Source organism: Photobacterium sp. BZF1 (assembly GCF_014349205.1).
Taxonomy (GTDB): domain Bacteria; phylum Pseudomonadota; class Gammaproteobacteria; order Enterobacterales; family Vibrionaceae; genus Photobacterium.
On the sequence record NZ_JACSOF010000034.1, the window covers coordinates 22,749 to 48,161 of the forward strand.

Below are 25,413 nucleotides of genomic sequence, written 5' to 3' on the forward strand. Positions count from 1 at the left end.
TACTGGCTAAATCTTGACGTTGATCCGACTAGTTTGGGTGCCTTTGATTATGGTGACGCTGTCTGTAGTTTTTTTGTAGACTCGTGGCTTCACAATGGGGTCGTTCGGGTTTCTCAAAGATAACTGCAGTTCACCTTTTGATTTGACCGTTACAAGTGATTCGGCTTGCCGTGGAGTAAGTTCTAAGGTGACAGCACGGACAATAATAGGGTCTGATGCGTTAGCTTTCGCTGTCTGGTCGACTGCCAATATTTTTATTCGCTTTAAAACTGTTTGGGCTCGAGACATATTTTCTTTGGTATAAATTACATCAACATAATCACCGGGTAACAAAAAGCCTGCTACACCTATGACATCATTTACCCTGATGGTGACCGCTCGCATGTTCGGTGATATTAAAGCTGCAAGTGTAGTGCCTTCACCGGCACTGACAAGGCGCTCTTGTCGTAAGACTTCGCCTTTTAAAATTTCGTTTTTAACTACTTTCCCTACAACGTCATGAATGTTTTCAAAGCCGCTTGGTGGAATAGCGTCTTCGGGTAAATTTCTTATAGTTAGATGCTTAGACTCAAGTATCGTGCCAGAGGGAAGGAGTTGTATTGCCGTAACTTGAGCAACTTTTGTTTCTTCTTTGACCACTTCTTTTATTACTTCTCTGACGACTTCGACTTGTTCGGCCTCTACTTGGTTGGGTTCATAATTTGCCTGTTTCTGTTCAAGCCAGTTATTCGCCAATATTAGTGCCCCCAAGCCCATTAGCGTAGAGAGCAATAATGTGATGAGCAGCCTACCTTTAGACATGATCACCTCCCTGAGATGTATCGTTTACGAAATAGCAGTTCCAAACCAGATCAATGAGCTCGGTATTAATGATCGCTGAAGATTGGGTAAATTTAATCTGGTTTGCACACATAGAGACAAGATCGCGCGGGTAGCAAGGGAGTAAAGGTACCTTGTCGTAGGCATGTAACTGATTAATGATGTAACTTAACGTTGATTCAGGTGTGTTGAGTTGGTGTTTGTTACATTCTTTATGCCAAAGGTCTTGATAATCATTGGCAGATATGGAGCCGAATTGAATCTTATAACCAATGCGTCGTAAGAAAGCATCATCGGCAAGTTGTGCTGGATGTATATTTGATGAGAAAACGAGAATTTGCTCAAAAGGAATTTCAAAATGCTCACCAGAAGCGGTATTCAAATAATCGACTCTCTCTTCAAGCGGTATGATCCAGCGGTTCAAAATCGCGTCGACGCTCATTTTCTGGCGACCAAGATCATCGATGAGTAATAGGCCATTGTTAGCTTTTAATTGAAGTGAAGCTCGATTGATTCGTGTTGTACTATCAAGGGTAATTTCTAACATTTCGGCTGTTAACTCGCCACCTACAACAACCTCAGGTCGATAACACTGAACCAGACGTTCATCGGTACCACTGTCAAGAAAAATAGAAGGGGTATTTGATGCCGGAATGGACTTATGTATTACTGGGTCATAGACCTGTATAACTTGTGCCCCGGCACAAATAGCATAGGGTATGTAAACTGCATTATCGAACAATTTAACAAGACGACGAGAAATAAATGTTTTTCCCGTACCTGGTAAGCCATAGATAAAAATAGCTCGGCCTGAATTTAGGGCTGGACCTACTTGATTGACAATGCCATCAGGTAAGATGAGTCCTTCTAACCCGTTACGCAAGATTTCAGGTGTTACAATGTGCTTTAACGATGATTGAGCAAGGACTATTTCGTTGTAGTGGTCTAATGAAATAGGAACTGGTCCCATATAACCATCACGTTGAAGCTCAAGAGTGGCAATGGCTCTGCCTTTGTCAGTTAAACCGTAGCGAAGCCCGGAAGAAAAGCGCGAATCAGAACGTATTTCTACATACGCATTATCTTTAAGTTGTTGTAATAGTAGCTCAATAATATTGCCTGGAAGAGCCATTCGTTTAGAGAGTTGGAGGGCATCACTATCAGCATATTTTGTAAGGTGTTTTAGAAGTAGTGCGTCAAGTATACGTAATGGAATACCTGTATCCTCAATACTTCGTGGTTTAGAGAGCAGAGGGTGAGTAGGATCAGTTAGGGACTTATATTCTTCTAATTTGTTGTTATACGCATCCATGCGGTTTCCTTTTAAAACAGGTAGAAATAACAATACATATAAGCAAGTAGAATGGCCCCTCCCATCGGTACTGCCCCCGCAGCCACCGAGTTTGACTCCGGTTTTTCATAAAAACCGGCAAACAAAGAATACTTCCATCGCGAGAGCATTGAAGCGAGTTCTCCATGACAAATTAACCTAAGTACTGATAGCAAGCCTGAAAAAATAATAGCAGTTGCAATCAGAGTTATAATATTTGGATAGCCCACGATGAACCCGAGAGACGCCAAAAGCTTGGCGTCCCCAGCCCCGAATACATTTATGGAATATAAGAATATAGTAATCACAAAACCTACTGATAATCCAATTAAGCATAAAGAAAACCCAATAGGGTGAGTACCTAGAGGAAAGTGAGAAATAACCCCTAATCCTATAATTGTAAATGTTAATTCATTCGGTATCTTATGCTTGTTTATGTCAAACATAGCAGCATAAAATAAAATTGTTATTATCAGCATTGACTATGCTACTTTCGTTCCACCGAGACCTTCAAGAAGATCATTAAGTTTTGATTTTATTTGAGTACCCATGTTAGTAAATATCGTTGCTACTCCTGCTGCAACAACTGCACCAGCAATAGCATATTCTACTGTAGTCAGACCCTCTTCATCTTTGTAAAATTCGATAAAAAACTGCTTCACGGATTTCATAATGTATCTCCTTAATTGATATAACCTTTTGTCATTGTCCACCGACAATATAAATCTAGTAACTGGGTTCAGAATTACAAAAAAAAATGGTACTTTTTTGTGATCTTATATAGCAAAAAAGTTACATATTTTCTCGCATATGACACTAATAGCATATTTGCGAAATAAGGTGTTAATATTCTTCTCAATAAAATTATGCGCTTAAAAAACATAATCTCAGTATGGTTTTTTTATTGTACAATATAGTACGAAAAGGGATACATTGCGTAATTTAGCGTTTTTTTATCTAACTTTTTTTCGGGGCTATTATCTTGGCGGGTATTCTTTAAACATTTCATTAATTTGGGTGTCAATGAATGTCTTGCGGGAAGAGGGAGTCATTGTTTCAGTCAACTTTCGTTGGGAGGTAGAACGCCAAACGACACTATTTGTTTCGGTATCGATAAGTTCTACGATTATTTTACCGTACCGGTATTCTCTAATTTGGGTTGGAGTGGAATATGCGACGCCAACGCTTCTATGTCTATATCCGAACCCAAATGATGTGCCGTAGGTCTGAAAATCACTTTGTTCAACAATAGAGTGCCTAACTAACAAGTCAGCATTTTCATTTACACCGGTTAACCCTTTTGTATATAACTGTGTAGCAATAGCATCTTCTATTCTTTTCCCATCTAGCGTAGTAGCTTGGGTAGTCGAGAAGGTTGCAAACTCATAGGTCTTGTAGCCGCCATAGTTCACAGCACTGTTAAAGTCTGTCACTACGTCTTTGGCACAGCCGATATTAATGAATATAAATAGTAATATTATTAATTGCCTAGCCATATTGATACCTACGAGAACCTATCAATTTCCTTTGAATAACTGTCTATTTTTCACTACTTGTTTTCCCCTAAAATGAAGCCATCATTGAACTCTACTGAAATCGGCGACACATTTTTCAACTTTTCCTGTATACGCAAACTGTGGGGAAATTGACAGTAAATTTCGTATTCTTTGTGTAATCCGTTGTCTAGAAAAGCATCCAATACCTCAGCAGTATCAGCAATTAACAGTCTTGAATGGGGTTCTAAGTACATATTTGACTCACATCACATTTTTGGCTTGTACTCATTAAAGCATAGCTTAGCGGAGTACATTTGCTCATTGCAGAGACAGTCGTGGATACCAACATTTTCTAAATGTTCGTAGAGGCCGGTAGTGACTTTGTGCTGCTTGTTGCAAATGGGTTAGAGGGAAAGGCAAATCCTCACTATGCTTAATGAAGTAGCATAAGAGCGTAACCCACTGACAATAAACGCCTCATTAAAGAGGTAGTCGAATGAAGTAGCTAAGGTGAAGGTGCGGATATGGGGAAAGCAGGTTTGGCATTATTCAGCTGTGTACTAGTGAGTGCCTGTACTAGCCAACATTACTCAAAACCCGTGATTGATGAAAGTAAAGATATTGCCAGCTTATCAGCGCAATACGTTAATGCAACTCGAGGTGGTGGTTGGGACTTTACCTCACTTTTTCCTGGTAAGGTTTATCACCCTCGTGATGGTTACATTCATTACAATCGCCTCTGGTGTTTGAATCAAGGAAAAGGGTCGATCGAGGAGTTCCAGAGCTTTATCGCTGATGTTTGTACCAGCAAGGGCGGGGAAATGGACTTAGATTGGTGTATATCTGGTAGCCATTCCTATCCGTTATTTAGAGCATCAATAAAACCAACAGGGACAACATGCACGGGTGGTGATGTAGCAGCAAGCGTTGAAACTATTGAGCCTATATCTTCTTCTACATCCTCTGAATGGCGACTCTATGCCGAGAAAAAAGGGTTTGAGCCACCACAAAAATGAGTAGACGATGCTGTACTTTGTTGAATTTGTGTTAATGTTCATGATGTAACTGGACAGACCAGATGGGAGATAACACATATGTCATGGACCAGATTGCTTGTAGAAGAAGATGATGGCGTAGTGACAGTCACACTGAATAGGCCTGACAAATGTAACGCATTAGATATGCCTTTGTTCAGAGAATTGGACAAGATCAGTAGTGATTTACGCAAACGCAAAGATGTCCGAGCTGTAATTGTCCGGGGAGCTGGTGGAAACTTCAGTAGTGGCCTCGACGTCAAAAGTGTTGTCACATCACGCTCTAATGCACTTTCGCTGCTGGCAAAATGGTTGCCTGGCAACGCAAATATGGCACAGCGTGTTTCACGCAATTGGCGGAAAATTCCTTGCCCAGTAATCGCTGTGATTGAAGGAAAGTGCTGGGGCGGGGGAATGCAAATCGTGCTTGGGGCCGATTTTCGTATCGTATCGCCAGATGCAGAAATGTCTATTATGGAGATCCGCTGGGGGTTGATGCCTGATATGGCGGGCTTGATGTCCCTGCGAGAGGTGGTACCGAGAGATACTGCAATGAGGCTAACAATGACGGGTGAGATTTTGCAGGCTGAAGAAGCAAATGCATTGAACTTGGTTAGCGAAGTGGCAGAAGATCCAATGTGCCGAGCACAAGCTCTGTGCCAATCTATAAGCAAAGGCTCTCCGGATGCTATTGCCGCGATTAAGTTGACGATGAATCGATGCTGGCATAGCTCAGGTCGTCGCTTGTTGGCGACAGAAACCTTAAATCAAATCAGGCTTATTCTGGGTAAGAATTTTCATATCGCAGGTAAACGGCAACGTAAGAAAGTTGATATAGATTACAAACCTAGGCAGTCGTTTTGGTAGAAAAATAAATATGGGTGATGATGGTATATATCCTATCGCATTTTAATGGTTATAGACGATGAAACTGGATCAGAAAGACAGAGACTCGTTAAAGTTCATTGCGACAGTTGTAGTGCTGATTACAGTCGTTCATGTCGTCAATGTATTTACTGTCGGCTATCTTTCTGATTTTGGCCTGTTACCACGTCACTTCTCTGGCTTCACCGGCATTATTGCCTACCCATTTTTACATGGTTCCTGGGGCCACTTGATCAGTAACATCCTTTCCTTTTCTGTTTTGGCTTTCTTATTATCCCGAACGGGCTTAGCTCGACTTATCGCTGTTTTTATGATGAGCTGGCTGGGCAGTGGGTTAGGCGTCTGGCTATTCGGTCGTATGCATTACCACATAGGGCTAAGTGGTATCATTTACGGCCTGTGGGCTTACCTATTGGTATACGCCATTATGTACCGGAGCGTGAAGTCTATAGCGATTGCCGTTTTGGTTATGTTTTTCTATGGCTCGATGATCTGGGGCTTTTTGCCAACCCAGGAGTGGATCAGTTACGAAAGCCATTTTTTCGGGGCAATATCTGGTGGAATTGCAGGCTATTTCTATGCCCGCAGAGACAAGAGAAGGAGTGAATAATGTTAGTCACATTCAAATGTAAGCGGCATGCCAATGTCGTCATGTTCGGTGATGTCGCGAAACAACTTCTCAAGTTTATGGGGCATTGTGAGAACATCCCAGGTGCCATTGACCCACAAGATATTGATGATGCGCTTGTAAAGCTAACAGCGCAAATAGATAAGCTACGCCAATTAGAGAAACAGGCAGAAGGTGAAGAAGCGGTAGACGTTGACGATGTTGCTGATTTGGACATGGAACCCGTTGTCAGTCTCCATACCCGCGCCACTCCGCTGATTGAAATGCTTCAGGCAGCCAAACAGGCTGATTGCCATGTTATGTGGGAGGAGGGGTGTTAGCGTATCACTCGACAATATGAAGCGGGGCGAAAGGATCATCATCAGGATCGTGGATCCAGAGGTATTCCATTTTTATCGCTAGTTTTCTTGCGGCCTCTTCATTAATGAACTCGGCAATGACTGCGATAAGCATATCCAAACAAGCGGTGTTACCTGATGAGGTAAAAATGCGTCTGTCTTTGGTCCATCGAGCTACTGGGTTCCAATTTACGTTCTGACCAAATTTTGTAGCCCAATGATAATGCTGCTTATTGGTTGTTGCTAAACGCTCTTCCAATAATCCTGCCTGAGCCAACAAGACGGCCCCTAAGCATGAAGAACATATAAGGGTCTCGTGGCGATTTTGTTTTGCAAGCCAATTGATAAGCTTGTTATTTTGGGCTGTAGCTTCGACACCGTAACCGCCGGGGACAAAGAGAATGTCATAGGCCATTAATGTTTGATAACTCAAATCAGTATTCAAGGTGATACCTTGTTGACTAGGTACAACTTCGCCGCCCTCGGATACCAACAGAATTTCGAACTTTTCAGGCAGGGCATGAAAAAGTGAAATGGCTGACGTAACCTGAAGTAAGTCGAACCCTTCAAATAAAAGGATTGCAAGTGTATAGCTTGATGGAACGGCTGGCTGTTGATGTTCTGACATAAATTATTAAGTAATTTGGGCCACTTTAAATAAGCGTAGCTTCGAGAACTACCGGAAGGATTCGCAAGTTTGCGCTTCAGGCAATGAGAAAGGCGCTTTTGTCTTAGAATGAGCTCAAACCACTTGAGGTGCATCAAAGTTCTCTGGTTCATCAGAATAAATGCATACATTCCATTCTTTGGCCGCTCCTGTTTCAGCCGCGCAGTGTGTAGCAAAGAAAGCTTTTATTTCTGCTCTCTGACAATGGGCCTCAAATGCTGCCATATCCGACCATATTTCATTGAAGGCAATGGGCATTGATGTACCTTCAGCAAACGGGCTTTTTACTTGTCGGGTAACGATATATTGCAGGCAACCGTCTTCCCTTAATGTGTTGGGCTCTAAGGCTTGAAGCGCTGCAAACAACTCTAGCTCTCGGCCATCTTTTGCTTGGAATTGAGCGATGCAATAAACTTTTTTCGACATGGGATTTCCTTATCGCTTAAGAAGGATTCAATGTTCAAGTTGAATAAATTATACATAAGCGTAAAGATAACAAGCCAAATTTTGAGCAGCAACATGATTTTGCTTACAAATAAGCCCCTCAATAGAGGGGCTTATGCTATGTCAGTGAGTTATGTTTAATCTGTGGATCAATGATGCTGTCAAACATCATTCAAAGCCTGGGCAATCACGATGTTACGTTTAATCTCTGTAGTCATATGCTCAGAGACATCACCTTGTAGCAATTCCTGCTGGTCTGTGATGAATGCCTTCGCTTCTTTCGGTGAATTGAACATTAGATCTTTGACATTAATCGATGCGACGTTGGTATAGCGCCCGCCTTCACTTGTTGGAACGGAAATCTTACCTTCATTGATCAGGCTTTTGACGATTTCACGTTGCTTTTCATAGCCCTCCAGCCCTGACAACTTCCAACGGTTCATTGGTTTGCCTTCGTATTTACCTTGTTTGACTTCAGTCAGGTAACGAATAGCCAGGTTACGAATGGTACCTTCTTCTTCGCCATACTCAGCTTCAGTATCGAAAAGTACAGGGAAAGATTGGCCTTCCAATACACCACCTGCTTTGGTCAGGTGCCCCATACGATAACTGTTCATACCCAAGCGAATAGGAGTGGTGTCAGTAACCTGAGTACCATCAGCAAACTGAAGCTCAGTAATGCGTTGGCCCTGTGGCTTGGTAAGGTCGATGGTGTAAGTTACACCAGCAAAGAAATCATTGGTTGAGTATTTCGACGCACGGCGTTCTGGGTTGAAGCTGTAAGTTACATCGCCCGGTGTGACACTGTTAAAGTAACCGGCTGACCATTCCATGTAAGTTTTAAGCTCTTTGCCTGTCATTTCATAAACAGTGATCTCACCGCCGGCATACTGGTAGTTGTAGGCGATGTCTTTGGCTTTGATCTGACCAACGTTCAGTTCGGCTTTGTCATTATCGATCTGTAGGGCGATGATGTTGGCCTTTGGTGCATAGTACATACTGGCTTCTTGGAATAGGGTACTGATGCCCGTGTCTTGGATATGTACCTGCGGGATCCCTCTGATCTCATTCTGTGGAACAAGATCAACGCCTGTAAGATCTGCAATTACACGGTTGGCTTGCTCACGTAACCTTTTGTGGTAAGGCGAGTACAGCTCGTCCATTTTCTCATCAGAGTCGATGCCGTTAATTTTGTAGGTGAAGCTATCTTTGTTGACCAAGGTGTATTGGCCGTTTTTCTCTTCGAACTGCAGGTCGATTCGAGAAAGGGCACGGCCATATTTATCTGGCTCGGTGATAATCACACCATTGACTACAGCTTTGTCGATGCGGGTGTGCATATGTCCTGCAACAATGGCATCGAGCTCTGGGTTGTCGTTGGCGATATCGGTGACACCGGTCGCTTCGATGTTGTTTTCGTTATCTAGGCCCATATGAGCAACAAGCACGATAGCATCAACCTGATCGTCAATTTGTTTGATGACTTTCTTCACTTCCAAAGAAGGGTTGGTGAATGTCATGCCTTCGAGTCGGTTAGTCCCTTCGGCGAACACTTGGGTCATTGGCGTATCCATACCGATCACACCAATCTTGATGCCTTGTCGTTCGATAATGGTATGGGCGGGCAAGAAGATGTTGCCATCGGCTCGCTTGATGTTGCCAGCCAGTGAAGTACCTTTGAACTGTGTAAGGGAACGGTTGAGGACTTTAAGGCCAAAGTCGAACTCATGGTTACCCAATACCCAGACATCGTAGTCCATTTCATTGAATCCCAGCATCATTGGGTCAACCGGTTCGTCCTTGAATGTTTCGACGAAGTTCCCCTGAATGGTATCGCCGGCATCGACCAAAATAACATTGTCAGATTGACCGCGGACTTCCTTCACTTTAGTGGCAATTTGGCTAAGGCTCCCTCGGGTGTTGGCCTTGTCACTGGCATAGTCCCATGCCATGAAGTGTCCGTGAATGTCCGAAGTCCCCAAGATTGTAACGTCTACAATATCGCCATCAGCAGCAAAGGCGTGACCGCTAAGGGCGAGAAGAATGGTCGAGGCTAAAATATGTTTTTTCATGTTAACTTATGATTTTTATGAATAAAGTGGCGTAATACTAAAGGTTTATTGCTTTCGTTTTTGCAGTATTGATCACTTTAATGCTTGTTGATTGTATTTGTTTGCATGTCATTGTGAGGGGTGTCTTACAATCTGCTGCGCCATTGAACAAAGTGACGGGGATTGAACCAACAGTAGAATTGTCGTGCTTTAGCCCGATGAATTACTGACGAACGCGAAGTGAAATCATGACGATGGCATGGTCAGTACTGTGGCTGTCTATGTCGTAGGAAGGGTTGGTTAGGTGCCTATCGTGAAGGTGGTAATCATAAACCTCTGCCAGGCTTTCGTTGAAGCTCGGGTCAAATTCACCGCTTAGCAGGATATAGTCAAGCACCATCCCTTTGGTGCCATAGTAAAATGTATACGGAGCAGGGTGTTTGGTCGGTATCTGAACCTTGTCTTGATCGGAGCCATCAAGCAATACAGTGGCTTCTGGTTCATTGATATTTCGATGGCAAAGACTTTGTTGGAACAATGACCAGCTTTGCTGTAAGCGGAAGCGTTGTGCAATGGCACTTGTCAATAAATCGCTTTTCACACGGCCACCATCTGCAAGCAAATGATGCAATACACTGGTTTCTAGCTCGTCATTGAAATCCCCCATAAGAATGACAGGATGACCCGAATCTATTTTGCGTGACCAGATTGCGTTGATAAGTTGGGCGGCTTCAGCGCTTCTTTGCTGGGTCGAAGCCCATTGGCCAAGGATTTCAGCACGTAAACTATTGGCGGCTTTTACATCTGAAGATGCAGTATTGGTATCGATTGGGCTAAAACCCTCATCGGTTATCGATCTTTTGGACTTAAAATGAACGACATAGAAATCACAGGCACCAACCTGAGGAAGTTGAACCGTTGCCCTGAGCGGCTTACGGCTAAATCTGAAATGGTTGTTTATTCCGAGCGGGGCATTCAGGTCAGCATTTGATGCGACTGCAGCGAAATCCGTGATGGGGAAACGTGATGCTATGGCGACTACTGGGCTGTCATAGATAAAGTCGTCAACGACGTTTGGTTCATCGATTACGGCAAAATACGGGTAGCCTGCTGCCTCGGTAAGTTGCTTCAATGATTGGGCAGAAAAGACTTCTTGAAAACCAATGACATCAGGTTGTTGTTGCTGAAGGTAATTGCGGATCCAAGCCTGCTTTTTATCCCATTGCTGCTGAGAATAGATATTTTCAAAGTCATAAAAAGCGTCAGGTGGCGCGAGGTAATTACATAAATTGAAGGTTGCTACCTTTATGTTCTCTGGTGTGTGAGAGCTATTGGCTGAATTGGGCAAACTGCTATCCAAATACTCGATGATCCTGTTATTAGGATAGGGCTAAACATACAAAAACAAAACGAAAATTGATGTTTAGCCCTGATTCAACGGAGTAGTTGGACGCTATGCGTTCAATGCTTGTTCCAAATCTTCAATAATATCGTCGATATGCTCGATACCGACAGACAGGCGGATCATTTCTGGACTGACACCGGCTTGAGCCTGTTCACTCTCACTAAGTTGGCGGTGAGTAGTCGAAGCCGGGTGACAAGCCAGTGACTTCGCATCACCAATATTAACCAAGCGCTTGAAGATTTTCAGTGCATCGTAGAAGCGAACACCAGCATCGTAGCCATCTTTCAAACCAAAGGAGAGGATTGCCGATGGTTTACCCTTCATGTACTTCTCGGCCAGTGGGTAATATGGCGAGTCAGATAGACCGGCATAACTCACCCAGCTTACTTTCTCATGTTGCTTTAGGTAGTCAGCAACTTTAAGCGCATTTTCAGTGTGGCGTTCCATACGTAGGGGGAGAGTTTCCAGCCCTTGCAATAGCATAAAGGCATTCATCGGCGAAAGCGCCGAGCCGGTATTGCGAAGGGGAACAGTACGAGCGCGTCCTATAAATGCCGCTTCACCGAAGGCTTCGGTATAGATCACGCCGTGGTAAGAAGCTTCTGGCTGGTTGAATACTGGGAAGCGGTCTTTGAATTTAGCCCAAGGGAATTTTCCTGAGTCGATAATCATACCGCCCAAGGTAGTGCCATGGCCGCCTACATACTTGGTCAGGGAATGAACCACGATATCTGCGCCAAACTCGATGGGTTTGCATAGTGCAGGCGTCGCAACAGTGTTGTCGACAATAACGGGTACGCCCTGCTGGTGGGCAAGCTCGGCTATTTTTTCCAAATCGATAATATTGCCAGCAGGGTTACCGATACTTTCACAGTAAACTGCTTTGGTTTTCTCGTCGATAAGTGCTGCAAGGCTCTCGGGTTTGTCATCTGGGGCGAAACGAACTTCTATCCCTTGTTTTGGCAGCATATGGGCAAACAGGGTGTAGGTTCCACCATAAAGCTGTGGGGTAGAAATGATATTATCGCCCGTTTCGGCAAGGGTCTGGACAGCATAGTTGATAGCGGCACTCCCTGCGCTGACAGCAAGTCCAGCTATACCGCCTTCGAGTGCGGCCATACGTTTTTCCAGCACATCATTGGTCGGGTTCATGATGCGGGTATAGATGTTGCCCGGTACTTCCAGATTGAATAGATCGGCACCGTGCTGGGCATCGTCAAATTCGTACGCCACAGTCTGGTAAATAGGAGTCGCTACAGATTTGGTCGTCGGGCAGGTCTCGTAGCCGCAATGTATCGAGAGCGTTTCGTCTTTCATATCGTTCTTTCTTCCTTGATTAGTGTTGGAACAATTCGAAATTATGGCAAATGTTTAATCACTTTACAGTGAAGCGAGGCGTCAAAAGAGAAAAAGTGGCCATAAATCACAGAATAAAAAGAGATATACCGTTTTGGACAAATGTCCTATTTATCAGGTTTGAACTTTTCTAACATCCGCACGCAAACGTTTATATGTGCTGGTGATGTTGCGGATGATTACACAAACTTGGAAACCTTCAGGCTGTCATGTGATGGCCAAACCAACAGGCTCAAAATGCAATATAGATTGCTCCTATTGCTTCTATTTGGAAAAAGAAAAACTTTATCCTGAGCGCGGTCAAGATTGGATGATGGGGGAACAAACCTTAGACACATACATCCAGCAGCATATAGAAGCCCAAAGTGGAAATGAAGTTGTCTTTGCTTGGCAAGGCGGGGAGCCAACTTTACGTGGCCTCACGTTTTTTGAGCAGGCAGTACTGTTGCAGCAGAAATACGCTAAGGGTAAGAAGATAATTAATACTTTTCAAACCAACGGTATTTTGATTGATGAAAAATGGTGTGCTTTTTTTAAGCAGCATGATTTTCTGATCGGTATTTCAATTGATGGTCCGGCTGGACTTCACGATATTTATCGAAAGAATCGTTCTGGCAAACCCACCCACGCTAAAGTCGAAGGCGCAATCTTGTTATTCAAAAAATACAAGATTGAATTTAATACCTTAACAGTGGTGAGCAAGGCGAATGTTCACCAAGCTCTCACAGTATATCGCTACCTAAAGCAATTAGGCAGCCGACACATGCAATTTATTCCGCTGGTTGAGAGAAAAGCAACCGAGACTACAGGCAGTGGGTTAACCCTGATATACCCTGAAAGCAAAGTTGCTGGGGAACTTTGTGATTGGTCTGTTGAACCCACAGCTTTCGGTGAGTTTCTGATTCAAATATTCCATGAGTGGGTTAGAGTCGATATCGGAAACGTGTATATCCAGATGTTTGAAAATACCTTTGCTTTGACCTGCGAGCAACCTGCGCAAATTTGTGTTTTTTCTCCCCAGTGCGGAAGTGCTTTTGCCCTTGAAGCAAACGGTGATGTATATAGTTGTGACCACTATGTTTATCCCGAATATAAGCTGGGAAATATAAAAGAAACAACAATTACGCAAATGAACAATAGTGAGCGTAACCGGCAGTTTGGTTTAGCTAAATCTGACACCTTGTCTACCGATTGTCGCCGTTGCGAATTTCGCTCACTTTGTCATGGCGGCTGCCCTAAGCACCGCTTTGCCATTTCGTCATCTGGGAAGCCGGATCAAAATTATTTTTGTCCAGGCTATAAAGCGTTCTTTCAATATTCCCACCCGTATATGGCGTTAATGAAAAAGCTGTATCTGAATAACTATCCACCAGCAGCAATCATGCAAATTATTCATAAGAAAGAATCTCAACAGCAGTAAATGGAGTACGTACCATGTTTAAATTAAATGCCATTGCCAAAGGGTGTGCTTTGGCGGCGTTGTCTTGTTCGCCTTTTGCCCAAGCAACTGAAAATGTGAGTACCAATGAGCAGCCAAATATCATTGTGATTATGGCTGATGATTTAGGTCAGTGGGCAACCAGCTTTCGCAACCAAGATATAATCGAAACCCCGAACCTGGATTATTTGGCGGAGAATGGTGTTCGTTTTGAAAACGGTATGACACCTGCTCCAGTCAGTTCAGCTGCTCGGGCATCGTTTCATACTGGTAAAATGCCATCGCAGCATGGGGTCTATGACTTCTTGGCTGAAGACCCTAAATTCGATGCCAATTGGCTTGATGGCGAGAAGTTACTTTCTGAGCGAATGAAAGATGAAGGCTACCGTACGGCCTTGATGGGTAAATGGCATGCAACCACCGATAGTAAAGATCCTATTAGAGGGTTTGATCGTTGGTTGAGTTACGATGCGCTTGAGGCTGGCTGGAAAAACCAATATTTGCACTCTGGTACGGTATTGTTTTCTAGCGATGGCGAAAACATGGAGTACACAGGGATTCAAGCGCAGTTTTTAACGGATGAAACATTGAAGTTTATCGACCAAGACAGTGAGCAACCTTTCTTTGTAAGCTTAAACTATGTAGAGCCTCACTTTCCGTTCGAAGGACTTCCTGAGCGTTTGGTAACCAAATACCGCGGCATTGCACATAAAGTTGTGGCATTTGGTGGAAATTCGGTACTCGAGCATATGAGTGACTTTACTTTAGTCCCTGATGCTCATGAAGAGAAATTAGCTCAGTATTTAGCTGCGGTAACGCTACTAGACGATCAATTGGGTAAATTAATTGATGGTCTGGAAGGGCGAGATTTACTCGACAATACTGTGATTGCATTCGTTTCTGACCATGGCTTACTGATGGGACAGTATGGATTGTACGGTAAGGTTAATGCGTCATTCCCATATAATTACTATGAAGAGACAGTGCGTATCCCGTTTGTTGTATCAGGCCCTGAAAAGTATGTTAGGCCAAAACAAGTTCGTGGAGAGTTTGTGGATTTGATTGATCTTCATGCAACCGTATTGGACTTAGCCGCAGGCCAGAACCAGACTTATGATTCCAGTTATGGGCCGGGTAAAACTTTGCTGCCAATGCTTAAGGGTGAGCGGGTACGTGATTGGCGCGAATATCAATTTGCAGAGCGTGGTAATTCCAGGATGATCTCTAACGGCCATTGGAAGCTTATTCGTTATTATCCGAACCCAGAAGTGAATAAAGAGCCAGAAGATCATTGGTATGATCTAAGTAACCCGATGGGAGAGCGTTACTTGTCTGAACCTCCTCGTGAAGAGTTACGTGTGAAGATGATTGCTGACCTAGATGCATTCTTCAAACAATACTCAAGTGATGAATATAATGGTTTGAAGATGTGGGAGCAGGCTTACCCGAACTTCACAACGGAAGATATGCTCAAGCACGAGCGCTGGAACTAATTGCCAAGATAGCGATAACTTAATTGGCCTTTAGCTAGGCCAATTATTTATCAACTTCGCTTTCAAGTATTCTTTTTAATAGGTCACGATTGATGACCTGAATATAATTTCTTCCAACCTCGATTGCTCCCTCGACCTGAAGCTGTTTAATTATTCTGTTATATACACGGATACTGGTGCCTAAACGTTCTGACTCCAATGATTTATTGACGATCAGCTTTTCCCCTCGTTGCTGCTGATCGAAGGCGAGTAACTCATCAATGACACAGTATTTGATGGTATGGAGCATATTACGAGTCATCTTTTCTACTGATAGATACCACTTAGATGTGATGTGTTTGAAAACAAACTTAGCAAGCTCAGGTGTTTGATAAATCAGTTGGGTGAACTGCTTGGCATCAAACAGTAAGCCGGAACATTCAGTGTTGGCTGTTACGGTATAAAAGCATGGTTTCTCTGAAAAAAGTTCCATAAGGCCAAGGAAACCATTGTGACTGTAGGTACCGAGCTGGAACCGTCTACCATGTATTGTTTGGCGGCTTAACGATATTTCACCAGAGAGTATGAAGATCAACTGATCAACTTGTTGCCCCTGATTGAGTAAGGTTTGGCCTTCGGTGATGGTGGTTTTTCTGGCTAAAAGCTCACCATGATGTGTGCTGATATATTCAATTAGGCGATTGGTGTCGTATATATCTTCAGAAGTTATAAGCACAATGAAAAACACTTTAGTTAAGTTTATAGGGCTAAAAATAGCTGTAATGGATGGTTCGAAATCTATTATATAACAAATCTATGTTGCACAAGATTGTTTTTTATTTTCAACTCAGTAACAAGGTCAAATGAGTCGCAAAATTAGATAATAAAAAATTGATTATGTTGCATTGGCAATAACTTGGCGATATTTGTTATGCACTCTCTTGAGTATTTGATAAATACAATAACGTCATAGGTTTGATTTTGAAAAAGCAACTTATCTCTGCTGTGATCAGCGCAGCTTTCCTTACATCATCTCCTACTCTTCATGCAGCATTAATCCCGTCTGGTACACAATTAGCCGAGCAGCAACACATGGTGCGGGCAAATGGCGCCGAACCTGCCACGGTTGACCCTGGATTTGTGCAATCTAATACTCCGGGGGATGTGATTATCAATGATTTGTTCGAAGGATTAGTGATTGAAGACAGTGAGGGCCGTGAGATCCCTGGGCAGGCAAGGGCGTGGAAAGTATCCGAAGATGGAAAGACCATCACTTTCTTTCTCAAAGAAGGATTGAACTGGTCTGACGGTACTGCCTTGACTGCTGAAGACTTTGTTTATGCCTGGCAGCGGGCAGTAAACCCAGCAACTGGCAATGTTACGGGCTTTAACCTTGAGACGGCGAACATAGTCAACGCTGCAGAAATTATTGCTGGTAATGCGCCTGTTAAAGAGTTGGGTGTCAGGGTATTGGATCCACTGACATTCGAAGTGCGCCTTAATAAACCCACACCCTATTTTATCAGCATGATGAGTATCAAGACGTTTTTCCCAGTGCCGAAAGCGACAGTGGAAAAACATGGTGATAGCTGGACCCGCCCTGAGTTTTTTGTTTCCAATGGTGCTTATACTCTCCAGCAGTGGGTCCCTAATGAAAAAGTGGATGTTATTCGAAACCAACAATACTGGGATAACGACAAGACCATCATTGAAAAGGTCACATACCTTGCTCTGGCGTCACCGAATGCTGAATATATCCGCTATCAAGCGGGCGAAATTCATATGACCAACAATGTCCAGCTTGAGTATTACCAGAAATTGATGAAGGAAAGCCCTGAGCAGATTCAGGTGTTGCGGACCTTGGGATCTTACATTTATTCATTTAATACTGAAGTCGCTCCCTTTGATAATGCTGATGTTAGAAGAGCGCTAAGTATGGTGATTGATCGTGAATTGTTGGTCGAGAGAATTATTGGTCAGGGAGAGCCCTCTGCTTATGGTGTCGTCCCGGATCTGATTGCTGAGTATGAAGGAGCTGTTGCACAGTTCAAAGGTGTCGATAGCAAGCAGAAAATAGAACAGGCGAAGGCATTGCTGGCAAGTGCCGGCTATGGGCCAGATAAGCCCTTAACCGTCCGGTTGATTTACAACACCAGCGAGAGCCATAAGAAAATAGCCTTGGTTATCGCGGCAATGTGGAAGCCACTAGGCGTAAAGGTTGAGCTTGAGAATATGGAGTGGAATGCTTACCTTGCTGCCAAAACAACCGGTGATTATAGTGTTGCTCGCTCATATGCCTTTGCGGATTTTGCCGAACCTTACGCAATGTTGGCACGATTCCAGTGCGGCCACAGTAACAATGAAACAAGATACTGCGATAGCCGTTTTGATGATTTATTGAAAAGGGCAGGTGAGGCTAGCAGCCAAGCCGAACGATATCAGTTGTACCATCAGGCAGAAGCACTTCTTAATGAGGCTTCACCGGTGATCCCTCTTTATCATTACAGCCATACACGTTTGGTTAAACCCGAACTTAAAGGCTTCCCTGATAACAACCCGAAAGGGAACATTTACGCAAAAGATCTATTTTTCGTAGAGAAATCCTAGCGATGACATTTGCGCGGCCTCGTGCCGCGCATCACTTCAAATTTATAGTGGCAATGCAGAAATCTACGCTGTCCTGAGGGGAGTTTTCAGTGTTGTTATCCAGAATTGCTTATTCACTAAAATAAAAACTCCAAGTTATGATTTACGTGGGATTGCTTATTGATTTGTAGAACAATATAGCGTTCTATTTATAGGTCATTCTGACAACAGGAAGTAACACGTAATATTCGAAAAAGGACTTTGTAGTGAAAAAGTACGTTCTCTCCGCAGCTATTAGTGCAGCACTTGCTCTCCCTTCATTTAATTTGATTGCCGCTGATGTCCCTGCGGGCGTTGAACTGGCAAACAGTCAGCATTTGGTTCGGGCCAATGGTGCTGAACCTGATACTGTCGATCCCGGTTTTGTTGGCTCAGGTAGCCCAGGTGATGTGATCGTCAATGATCTTTTCGAGGGCTTGGTGATCGAGAATCTAACAGGCGAAACTATCCCCGGACAGGCACAATCTTGGTCAGTATCTGAAGACGGTAAAACCGTAACCTTCGTTTTACGAGATGGCTTGAAATGGTCAGACGGATCGCCATTAACGGCGAATGATTTTGTTTATGCCTGGCAGCGTGCGATAGACAGCAAAACCGGTAACAGCACAGGTTTTAACTTCCAGACAGCAAATATCGTCAATGCGGATGAAATTGTCGCTGGCGACAAGCCTTCTTCTGAACTGGGAGTGAAGGCTTCTGACCAGAACACCCTTGTGGTATCACTGACCCGCCCGACACCGTATTTCATCAGTATGATGAGTATCAAAACGTTTTTCCCGGTGCCGCAGTCAACAGTTGAACAATATGGTGACAATTGGACCCGTGCCGAGCATTTTGTTTCCAATGGTGCCTATAAGCTCAAACAATGGGTGCCGAATGAAAAAGTGGACGTCGTTCGAAACGAGCAATACCGTGATAATGACAGCACCGTGATTAATGCGGTGACCTACCTTGCGCTTTCGTCGCAGAATGCTGAGCTAACCCGGTATCAAGCCGGTGAAATCCACATGACCAATAGGGTGCAGCTGGAGTATTACCAAAAGCTTATCAAAGAAAGCCCTGAGCAAATTCAAGCACTACGGTTACTGGGCTCTTATGTCTACGCATTCAATACCCGCGTTGCACCTTTCGACAATGCCGATGTGCGCAGGGCGCTGAGTATGGTAATCGATCGTGAAATATTGGTCGATAAAGTGACAGGGCAAGGTGAACCTGCCGCTTATTCTGTCGTGCCGGATATTATTGCCGGTTACGAAGGAGCGGTACCTTCATTTAAGAGCACAGTAAGTAAAGAGCGACTCAATGAAGCTAAAGCCATATTGGCTGAGGCTGGCTATGGCCCAAGCAAGCCGCTGACAATCAAGTTGACCTATAACACCAGCGAGAATCACAAGAAAATTGCTTTGGCTATTGCATCAATGTGGAAGCCATTGGGTGTTAATGTCCAGCTGAACAACATGGAGTGGAACGCGTACTTATCGGCTAAAACAGCCGGTGATTTTACTGTCGCCCGCTCTTATGCCTTCGGGGATTTCGCCGAGCCTTCATCGGTATTGGGTAGCTTTCAATGCGGTCATGTCAGCAACGAGACGGGATATTGCGATAGCAAGTTTGATGATCTGCTCGCCAAGGCTGCATCGGCTTCGGATCAAAGCGAGCGCTATGACCTGTACCATCAGGCGGAAGCTATCTTGAACGATGCCGCGCCAGTGATCCCGCTTTATCACTATAACCACACCCGTTTGGTCAAAGCGGATTTGAAAGGCTTCCCAGTCAACAATCCGAAGGGGAATATTTATGCCAAGGATATGTATTTTGTGAAGTAAGCAGGTCTAAGAACCGATTAATTTAGAGAGCAGTAGGGTTAAGTTTCAAAACCTACCCGCCAGGGATGGCGGGTCGGAGCTACATGGATGTATTTATGCGTTTTTGAAACTTGAGCCTACTGTTCTCACCATAAGATATTGACTCTAATAGTTATTTACTCTTATAGGGTTTATACAAACACAACGACATGATGATACCGAAGCAAACCCCCTGGGTGATCATCGCGGTACCACCGTAACTGAAGAAGGGTAGCGGGCTTCCCATTACCGGCAATACACCACTCACCATCCCCATGTTGATAAATGCATAGAGAAAGAAGCTTAAAGACAACGCGCCGCTGACCAACCGGTTGAACGGCGATTCACACTGGCAGGCTAGCCAAATTACACGTCCGGTAATAAACAGGTACAAACCGAGTAGAATCAGGCTACCAATAAAGCCCCATTCTTCGGCATAGGTCGAGAAAATAAAGTCAGTATGACTTTCCGGGATGAAACCCAGATGTCCCTGGGTTGCATTGGTCCACCCTTTGCCTTTGATCCCTCCAGAGCCGATGGCAATCAGAGATTGGATTATCTGATAGCCGGCACCAAGCGGATCTGATTCTGGGTCAAGAAATTGGGTGACTCGCTTTTTCTGATATGCCTCCATCACGAAGAACCACAATAGTGGGGCTGCCGTGGCAATACCGCCAAGGAATGAACCAATGATTTTCCAGCTCATTCCGGCAAAATAGAGCACAAATAACGCATAGATAATGGTAAAAATGGCGCCATCAAGGTCGGGTTGAATAAATATAAGGCCTGCCGGTACCCCAGTTACCAGCAAACAGAGGCCAATTTTTTTCAGATCAGGCCGACCAGCATCAACAACCAAAAGCCAGGCTACCATCATAGGAATGGCAACTTTAACGAGTTCTGAAGGTTGGAAACGAACAGGGCCAATGGCGAGCCAACGCTGAGAACCATTGGTACTATCTCCCATAACGATAACGCCTAGCAGTAATACAATCGCCAAACCATAAAGGTAGGGAGCGGCATGTTGGTACTTGATTGGTGGAATAGCCGACATTACAACTAGGCAGCACAGAGCCACTACGGCACGAACAAGGTGCCTTTCGAGCATAGGCTCACTAAATCCGCTGGCACTCCATACGGTGAGGGAACCAAGTAAAATCAGTAGGCTGATAGCAATCAGCAAGGGGTAATCAATTCTGGGTCTGTAGTTAAGCATAATTTATTGAATCGTAAGCAATAGCAATCTGCGTAATGGCATCCATTACGCACGTTAGCCCCGTAGGGCAAAATATAACGGGTAGATTCAATACATTATTGGTGTTGAACAATACTGCGGAACTGGAGGTTGGCTTCTTTCCATCCTCCTAGCCGGTGTTTGGTTTTCACTAGTTTGTAGGCACTAATAGGAATGGCAATAATTGCCATAGCGACTAATACCCATTGCATAACTAAAAGCCGTCTTGCCGAGGTATGCGACCAAGATTCAAGTGGTAGCGAGCGCTGTGGTAATTCGAGGTGCCTTTGCGAAGTGGGTGGAGAGCTGATCGTGATCCAACCAATTGGCTCATGCTTGTGCAGTGTCGAAAAATACCATTCCTCTTCATCACCTAATCTCTGTTCCGATGATTCTACGACCAGTGCCAAATGGAAACGGCTGTGTTCAAAGCCAGGCTGGAAAAGAAAGCTGATATAGGTAGAAAGCGATACGAGCGATAACCCAAAAAACAGCGTGATGAACTTGGGAAGTGAAAGGGACGTTTTCATTGCTTGTATCTAAGCCACAGCGTTGAGGGCTTTATCGTCGAGGAGTGTAAACAAGTTATAGTTTTAGTAAAAAAATGCAATTTATTTTTGAACTAGTAGCACTCCCTTACATCCGGTTGCGGGATCTTTATACACATCTCCTTGCTAGAGCCTTGAAAAGCTACCGCTATACTTAAATCAGGATCCACTGTGAGAAAAGGTGTCGGCATGAAGAAGTTGTTTTATCCGGTAGTGTTGCTGTTTGGTTTGATGGGGATGGGACTGGCAGGGTGTTCGAGTAATCCTTATGGTGATTCTTATGGGGTCGCAGATACCCGTACTATTCAGCAGGTGCGTTATGGTGTTGTGATGAAGACAGAACCCGTCACCATTGAAGGCGAAGGCCAAGCGGTTGGTGCGATAGCAGGTGCCGCTGTAGGTGGTATTCTCGGTTCTAAAATAGGTGGCGGCTCTGGTTCAGATATCGCTGCTATCGGTGGTGGTGTACTCGGTGGCTACGCCGGTAGTAAAGCTGCTGAAGGAGTGACTCGTCGTAATGGTGTCAATTTGACTATCAAGATGGATGATACAGGTGAAACCATCGCGATTGTTCAAGAAGCCAATCCAAATATGATGTTCACAGTGGGTCAACGGGTCAGGGTCAATGTCGATGGCCGAACAGCTCGGGTAGTGCCTGAGTGATGACCATAACTGGCTGCTCTAACCTATGGGATATAAGTCTTGATCCCGACAGTTAGAGTGGCTTTGTTTTATATGGATACATTATATTGGAGTCTTCGTCTCAGTTGATTACAGGATTTAATCTCAATGACCCGCATGTTATCTTCCGTGGTTGTCGAACCTCTAGTTACTCCCACAGCATCGGTTATCTGGCTTCACGGGCTTGGCGCTAATGGTCACGACTTCGAAGCAATCTTACCGGAGTTGAAGCTGCCAGAAGACGCAGCCATCCGGTTTATTTTCCCGCACTCTCCATCGATTCCTGTCACTATCAACGGCGGTATGGTCATGCCAGCATGGTATGACATTCTGGAGATGGGTGCGGGGCGTAAACTTAATACGCAACAGTTGATCAATTCGGCTGATGCAATAGCAAAGTTGGTGGACCATGAAATTGCGAGTGGTATCAGCAGTGAACGGATTGTTCTGGCTGGCTTCTCGCAAGGCGGCGCAGTTGCCTATCAAGTTGCATTAACCTATCCCAAGCCATTAGCTGGACTTCTCGCACTCTCAACGTATTTTCCTACAGTGAATGATATTGAACCAAATAGTGCCAACAAGAAGCTAGATATTGAGATAATGCATGGTAGCCATGATCCTGTTGTATTACCTGCTATGGGGAGTGATGCGTTAGATGCCCTCAAAGCGCTTGGATTTAATCCTAACTGGCGAGAGTACCCTATGGAGCATCAGGTGTGTTATCCACAAATCAATGATATTTCAATGTGGTTGCAAGCTAAATTGCTGTAACTGTCAATAGGAGACCAAGTCCAACATTATTAGTCGTTTAGGAAATACCCAAGCATATTGGCTTGGGTATTATTTGAACTCTGCGATGAAATGAGCAAATTGGCCTTAGAACAGAAATTAAGCTGCCAGCTTTCTAAATAAGGCTGGTACTGATGCTTTGCTGGTCTTGCTTAGCTTGTGCATCACATCAAATGAGACAGATTGTAAATTGGTTTTGTCTTTGACTTCGTTCACTAAACGTAACCACAGTCTTGCCGTCATTTCGGCATCAGCTAACGCCCGGTGGAAGGTACCATCATTGGGGATATCCAACTCGTTAACCAAAGTGCCCAGTTTATGGTTCGGTGCCTCTTGGTATAGGCGGCGAGCCAATAGCATCGAACACACGAAGTTACCGGTATATTGGCGGTTTAACATCCCCAATTCGGCATCTAGAAAGCGTTGGTCAAAAGAAGCGTTATGGGCGATAAGGTTATAACCTTGGATAAAATCAGCAAACTCATCCATCACCGCATGGCAACTAGGGGCAGATTCCAACATTTTGTTGGTGATACCTGTGTATCCTTCAATAAAGCTGCTGACTCGAAAGCCTGGGTTCATCAATTGCTGGAATTGATCGATAACGATGCCATTTTGAATTTTGACAGCACCAATTTCTATTGCACGGTCGCCCATGTTAGGTGAAAGACCGGTCGTCTCAAAGTCGAGAACGATAACCGTATCAGCAGGATGTTGTGTATACATTAGTAACCTAGCAAATTATTGTTTATGTTGTTTTTTCTGTAAATTAGTAGCCGCGCTTTTTCCAAAAGTCAGCTTCGTCTCTGGCGTATAGATTGAATGTCTTTTCCGCCACGACCTTACCACCGAGTTCTATCGTCATGCGCCATTTGCCAATTTTGTTGGCAATGGGTTCCCAAATCGTGTCTCCCAAGTAGAAATCCCAGTCGTTGGTACGGACGTGCAATTCGCCGTCGAACGGATCCAACTCGTCACCATCTTCGTCGGTGATCCCCGGATGGTAAATACAATAGCGGATCTTCTCGCCACGGGCTTTCTTAATATTGACAGTAAAGCCGAACTCGATGTCTATTTCTGCTGGCACATCGGTGGTGAAGGTCTTGATTTTTGGGAGGTGCTTGGACTCAGCATCCCAGGTGGTATGGATACCATAGGTCTCAATGCTGACGACAGGTTTTGATTTGGCCATGACTTACAGAGCAGCGCTACAAAAGAAACAAAGGGGCATTATAAAGGTAAGTTGGCTAGGTTTCATGTTCATTTGTTAGCAAATGAAAAAGAGGCTAGTTGGATAGCCTCTTTTGTTGGTCGAATAGATCCATTATTCAATCTCCGCTATCACCATCGCCGTCATGGGTCCCGTCATACGAGTTGTCTTCGCCCGGACTTCCTTTGGCGTAACGGTCTAATCTGTCATCTTCTTCGTCAGGGGTGTGCTGGTCAACGATATTGTCCTGCTCGGGTTGAGCAGGGTTAAAGATGTTCTTGAGCCACTCAAACATAGGCTAACCTTATTAACGGTATACGTTGTTTTTGAATAGACACCACTAATACTAGTCCGTTGTGTAGGTAATGACATGAAAAGCGAAAAGATTGCTCAAACTTACCTGGCATTCATAAGAGTTACAGGCCCGTATGGCGAGAACTATGAACCTGCCGTCGACCAAGTTTATCGCTGGGCTGGTGAAAATGGTTTGCAGGGCGGGCAATGCTTATTTATTTATCATGACGATCCTGATAAGACAGAACCGGCGAAATGTCGGACGGATATATGCTTAACCGTACCAGCAGGAACACTGCCGTCAGGAGAGGTAGAAATACAAATATTGCCAGAAGGTAAATACTGTACCCATAGGGATATAGTTAGGCAAAAAAGTGAGTATGCGGAATATTGGAATGCATTAAAACAAAGGGCAAAGCAGGCAGGGCTTGAACTGGATCAACGGCCATGTTTCGAGTTGTATCATAGTTATGATATTGAAACACATGTTGCAGATGTCGGTTTTTATCTGGCGATTAAAGGTTAATGGTAGCTTAACCAATTTTGGCGATTAATGTGCTGTGGGATGCAAAATACTGATTTAAAAGAGTAAAAGTGTTTTTGAATTGTTTTTAAATGTAACCTTTTGCTGGGTTATGTAGCAAAAGGTTTTCTTTTATCGGTTAGACAGAAAAGACTTGAAGAAAAACCCGAGTTAAGGGTATTATTCATGCGTACAAAGTATGTGCCTCATAAAATTCTTTATATTTTTATTTCCATCTGAATTTTTTAATTTCCCCGTCTAAATATTTCATTTTGTAAACC

Annotated in this window: 27 protein-coding genes; 11 read left to right on the top strand and 16 right to left on the bottom strand. The window is 44.0% G+C overall.

Translation table 11 applies throughout. The annotated features are described in order from the left end of the window. Window positions 1-6: 6 nt before the first annotated feature. From cpaB to BIZ37_RS09715, 5 genes are all read right to left on the bottom strand, one after another. On the bottom strand, window positions 7-801 hold the full coding sequence (cpaB, locus tag BIZ37_RS09695; protein ID WP_187461327.1) for a Flp pilus assembly protein CpaB: 795 nt from the start codon (window positions 799-801) through the stop codon (window positions 7-9). Further along, on the bottom strand, window positions 794-2,131 hold the full coding sequence (locus BIZ37_RS09700; RefSeq protein ID WP_187461328.1) for an AAA family ATPase: 1,338 nt from the start codon (window positions 2,129-2,131) through the stop codon (window positions 794-796). The genes cpaB and BIZ37_RS09700 overlap by 8 nt, the downstream gene beginning before the upstream one ends. An 11-nt stretch (window positions 2,132-2,142) precedes the next feature. Further along, window positions 2,143-2,628, bottom strand: a complete 486-nt coding sequence (locus BIZ37_RS09705) for a prepilin peptidase (protein WP_187461329.1) — start codon at window positions 2,626-2,628, stop codon at window positions 2,143-2,145. A gap of 3 nt (window positions 2,629-2,631) precedes the next feature. Beyond that, on the bottom strand, window positions 2,632-2,820 hold the full coding sequence (locus tag BIZ37_RS09710) for a Flp family type IVb pilin (RefSeq protein WP_187461330.1): 189 nt from the start codon (window positions 2,818-2,820) through the stop codon (window positions 2,632-2,634). A gap of 306 nt (window positions 2,821-3,126) precedes the next feature. Then, window positions 3,127-3,645 carry a DUF4136 domain-containing protein gene (locus BIZ37_RS09715; protein WP_187461331.1) on the bottom strand — a complete coding sequence of 173 codons (519 nt, stop codon included), beginning with the start codon at window positions 3,643-3,645 and terminating at the stop codon, window positions 3,127-3,129. A 524-nt stretch (window positions 3,646-4,169) separates the two neighbouring features. Between BIZ37_RS09715 and BIZ37_RS09720 the strand changes: the two genes are divergently transcribed. The 4 genes from BIZ37_RS09720 (at window position 4,170) to BIZ37_RS09735 (ending at window position 6,512) form a co-directional block, all read left to right on the top strand. Then, window positions 4,170-4,661: a hypothetical protein gene (locus BIZ37_RS09720; protein WP_187461332.1), complete on the top strand. Its 492-nt coding sequence runs from the start codon at window positions 4,170-4,172 to the stop codon at window positions 4,659-4,661. 78 nt (window positions 4,662-4,739) lie between these two features. After that, window positions 4,740-5,546: a crotonase/enoyl-CoA hydratase family protein gene (locus BIZ37_RS09725; RefSeq protein WP_187461333.1), complete on the top strand. Its 807-nt coding sequence runs from the start codon at window positions 4,740-4,742 to the stop codon at window positions 5,544-5,546. 58 nt (window positions 5,547-5,604) lie between these two features. Continuing rightward, window positions 5,605-6,174 (top strand): rhomboid family intramembrane serine protease, encoded by a 570-nt coding sequence (locus tag BIZ37_RS09730; protein ID WP_187461334.1) that lies wholly within the window; start codon window positions 5,605-5,607, stop codon window positions 6,172-6,174. After that, on the top strand, window positions 6,174-6,512 hold the full coding sequence (locus tag BIZ37_RS09735; RefSeq protein WP_187461335.1) for a DUF1840 domain-containing protein: 339 nt from the start codon (window positions 6,174-6,176) through the stop codon (window positions 6,510-6,512). The genes BIZ37_RS09730 and BIZ37_RS09735 overlap by 1 nt, the downstream gene beginning before the upstream one ends. A gap of 4 nt (window positions 6,513-6,516) precedes the next feature. On the opposite strand, the gene BIZ37_RS09740 is transcribed toward BIZ37_RS09735, so the two are convergent. From BIZ37_RS09740 to BIZ37_RS09760, 5 genes are all read right to left on the bottom strand, one after another. After that, on the bottom strand, window positions 6,517-7,158 hold the full coding sequence (locus BIZ37_RS09740) for a DJ-1/PfpI family protein (protein ID WP_187461336.1): 642 nt from the start codon (window positions 7,156-7,158) through the stop codon (window positions 6,517-6,519). Between the two features lie 114 nt (window positions 7,159-7,272). Continuing rightward, window positions 7,273-7,623 carry a putative quinol monooxygenase gene (locus BIZ37_RS09745; protein ID WP_187461337.1) on the bottom strand — a complete coding sequence of 117 codons (351 nt, stop codon included), beginning with the start codon at window positions 7,621-7,623 and terminating at the stop codon, window positions 7,273-7,275. A gap of 179 nt (window positions 7,624-7,802) precedes the next feature. Beyond that, window positions 7,803-9,713 (bottom strand): bifunctional UDP-sugar hydrolase/5'-nucleotidase, encoded by a 1,911-nt coding sequence (locus BIZ37_RS09750; protein WP_187461338.1) that lies wholly within the window; start codon window positions 9,711-9,713, stop codon window positions 7,803-7,805. 202 nt (window positions 9,714-9,915) lie between these two features. After that, window positions 9,916-11,040, bottom strand: a complete 1,125-nt coding sequence (locus tag BIZ37_RS09755) for an endonuclease/exonuclease/phosphatase family protein (RefSeq protein ID WP_187461339.1) — start codon at window positions 11,038-11,040, stop codon at window positions 9,916-9,918. 105 nt (window positions 11,041-11,145) lie between these two features. Continuing rightward, the gene (locus tag BIZ37_RS09760) at window positions 11,146-12,414 is read right to left on the bottom strand and encodes an O-acetylhomoserine aminocarboxypropyltransferase/cysteine synthase family protein (protein WP_187461340.1); all 1,269 of its coding nucleotides are present in this window, start codon (window positions 12,412-12,414) and stop codon (window positions 11,146-11,148) included. A 214-nt stretch (window positions 12,415-12,628) separates the two neighbouring features. Between BIZ37_RS09760 and BIZ37_RS09765 the strand changes: the two genes are divergently transcribed. Next, complete coding sequence (locus tag BIZ37_RS09765; protein WP_187461341.1) at window positions 12,629-13,873, top strand: anaerobic sulfatase maturase; 1,245 nt, start codon at window positions 12,629-12,631, stop codon at window positions 13,871-13,873. A 14-nt stretch (window positions 13,874-13,887) separates the two neighbouring features. Next, the gene (locus BIZ37_RS09770) at window positions 13,888-15,384 is read left to right on the top strand and encodes a sulfatase (RefSeq protein WP_187461342.1); all 1,497 of its coding nucleotides are present in this window, start codon (window positions 13,888-13,890) and stop codon (window positions 15,382-15,384) included. Window positions 15,385-15,427: 43 nt separating this feature from the next. On the opposite strand, the gene BIZ37_RS09775 is transcribed toward BIZ37_RS09770, so the two are convergent. Then, the gene (locus BIZ37_RS09775; RefSeq protein WP_187461343.1) at window positions 15,428-16,099 is read right to left on the bottom strand and encodes a Crp/Fnr family transcriptional regulator; all 672 of its coding nucleotides are present in this window, start codon (window positions 16,097-16,099) and stop codon (window positions 15,428-15,430) included. A gap of 245 nt (window positions 16,100-16,344) precedes the next feature. On the opposite strand from BIZ37_RS09775, the gene BIZ37_RS09780 reads away from it, so the two are divergent. Further along, window positions 16,345-17,970, top strand: coding sequence for a peptide ABC transporter substrate-binding protein (locus tag BIZ37_RS09780; protein WP_255526724.1), 1,626 nt, complete (start codon window positions 16,345-16,347; stop codon window positions 17,968-17,970). Between the two features lie 245 nt (window positions 17,971-18,215). After that, window positions 18,216-19,835 (top strand): peptide ABC transporter substrate-binding protein, encoded by a 1,620-nt coding sequence (locus BIZ37_RS09785; RefSeq protein WP_187461344.1) that lies wholly within the window; start codon window positions 18,216-18,218, stop codon window positions 19,833-19,835. A 151-nt stretch (window positions 19,836-19,986) separates the two neighbouring features. Here the strand turns inward: BIZ37_RS09785 and rodA are convergent, their stop codons facing one another. Together rodA and BIZ37_RS09795 are read right to left on the bottom strand one after the other, a co-directional pair. Next, window positions 19,987-21,069: a rod shape-determining protein RodA gene (rodA, locus tag BIZ37_RS09790; protein WP_187461345.1), complete on the bottom strand. Its 1,083-nt coding sequence runs from the start codon at window positions 21,067-21,069 to the stop codon at window positions 19,987-19,989. A 95-nt stretch (window positions 21,070-21,164) separates the two neighbouring features. Further along, complete coding sequence (locus BIZ37_RS09795) at window positions 21,165-21,617, bottom strand: hypothetical protein (protein WP_187461346.1); 453 nt, start codon at window positions 21,615-21,617, stop codon at window positions 21,165-21,167. 207 nt (window positions 21,618-21,824) lie between these two features. Between BIZ37_RS09795 and BIZ37_RS09800 the strand changes: the two genes are divergently transcribed. Further along, window positions 21,825-22,298 (top strand): glycine zipper 2TM domain-containing protein, encoded by a 474-nt coding sequence (locus BIZ37_RS09800; RefSeq protein ID WP_187461347.1) that lies wholly within the window; start codon window positions 21,825-21,827, stop codon window positions 22,296-22,298. 135 nt (window positions 22,299-22,433) lie between these two features. Then, a complete protein-coding gene (locus BIZ37_RS09805; protein WP_187461357.1) occupies window positions 22,434-23,087 on the top strand; it encodes a carboxylesterase in 654 nt (217 codons plus the stop codon). A gap of 117 nt (window positions 23,088-23,204) precedes the next feature. Here the strand turns inward: BIZ37_RS09805 and BIZ37_RS09810 are convergent, their stop codons facing one another. The 3 genes from BIZ37_RS09810 to BIZ37_RS09820 form a co-directional block, all read right to left on the bottom strand. Further along, entirely contained in the window at window positions 23,205-23,831 is a 627-nt protein-coding gene (locus tag BIZ37_RS09810) for a PolC-type DNA polymerase III (RefSeq protein WP_187461348.1), read from the bottom strand. Between the two features lie 43 nt (window positions 23,832-23,874). Then, window positions 23,875-24,297 carry a DUF3859 domain-containing protein gene (locus tag BIZ37_RS09815; protein ID WP_187461349.1) on the bottom strand — a complete coding sequence of 141 codons (423 nt, stop codon included), beginning with the start codon at window positions 24,295-24,297 and terminating at the stop codon, window positions 23,875-23,877. 136 nt (window positions 24,298-24,433) lie between these two features. After that, complete coding sequence (locus BIZ37_RS09820; RefSeq protein WP_187461350.1) at window positions 24,434-24,610, bottom strand: hypothetical protein; 177 nt, start codon at window positions 24,608-24,610, stop codon at window positions 24,434-24,436. A gap of 75 nt (window positions 24,611-24,685) precedes the next feature. On the opposite strand from BIZ37_RS09820, the gene BIZ37_RS09825 reads away from it, so the two are divergent. Beyond that, entirely contained in the window at window positions 24,686-25,135 is a 450-nt protein-coding gene (locus BIZ37_RS09825) for a GyrI-like domain-containing protein (RefSeq protein ID WP_187461351.1), read from the top strand. Window positions 25,136-25,413: the final 278 nt, after the last annotated feature.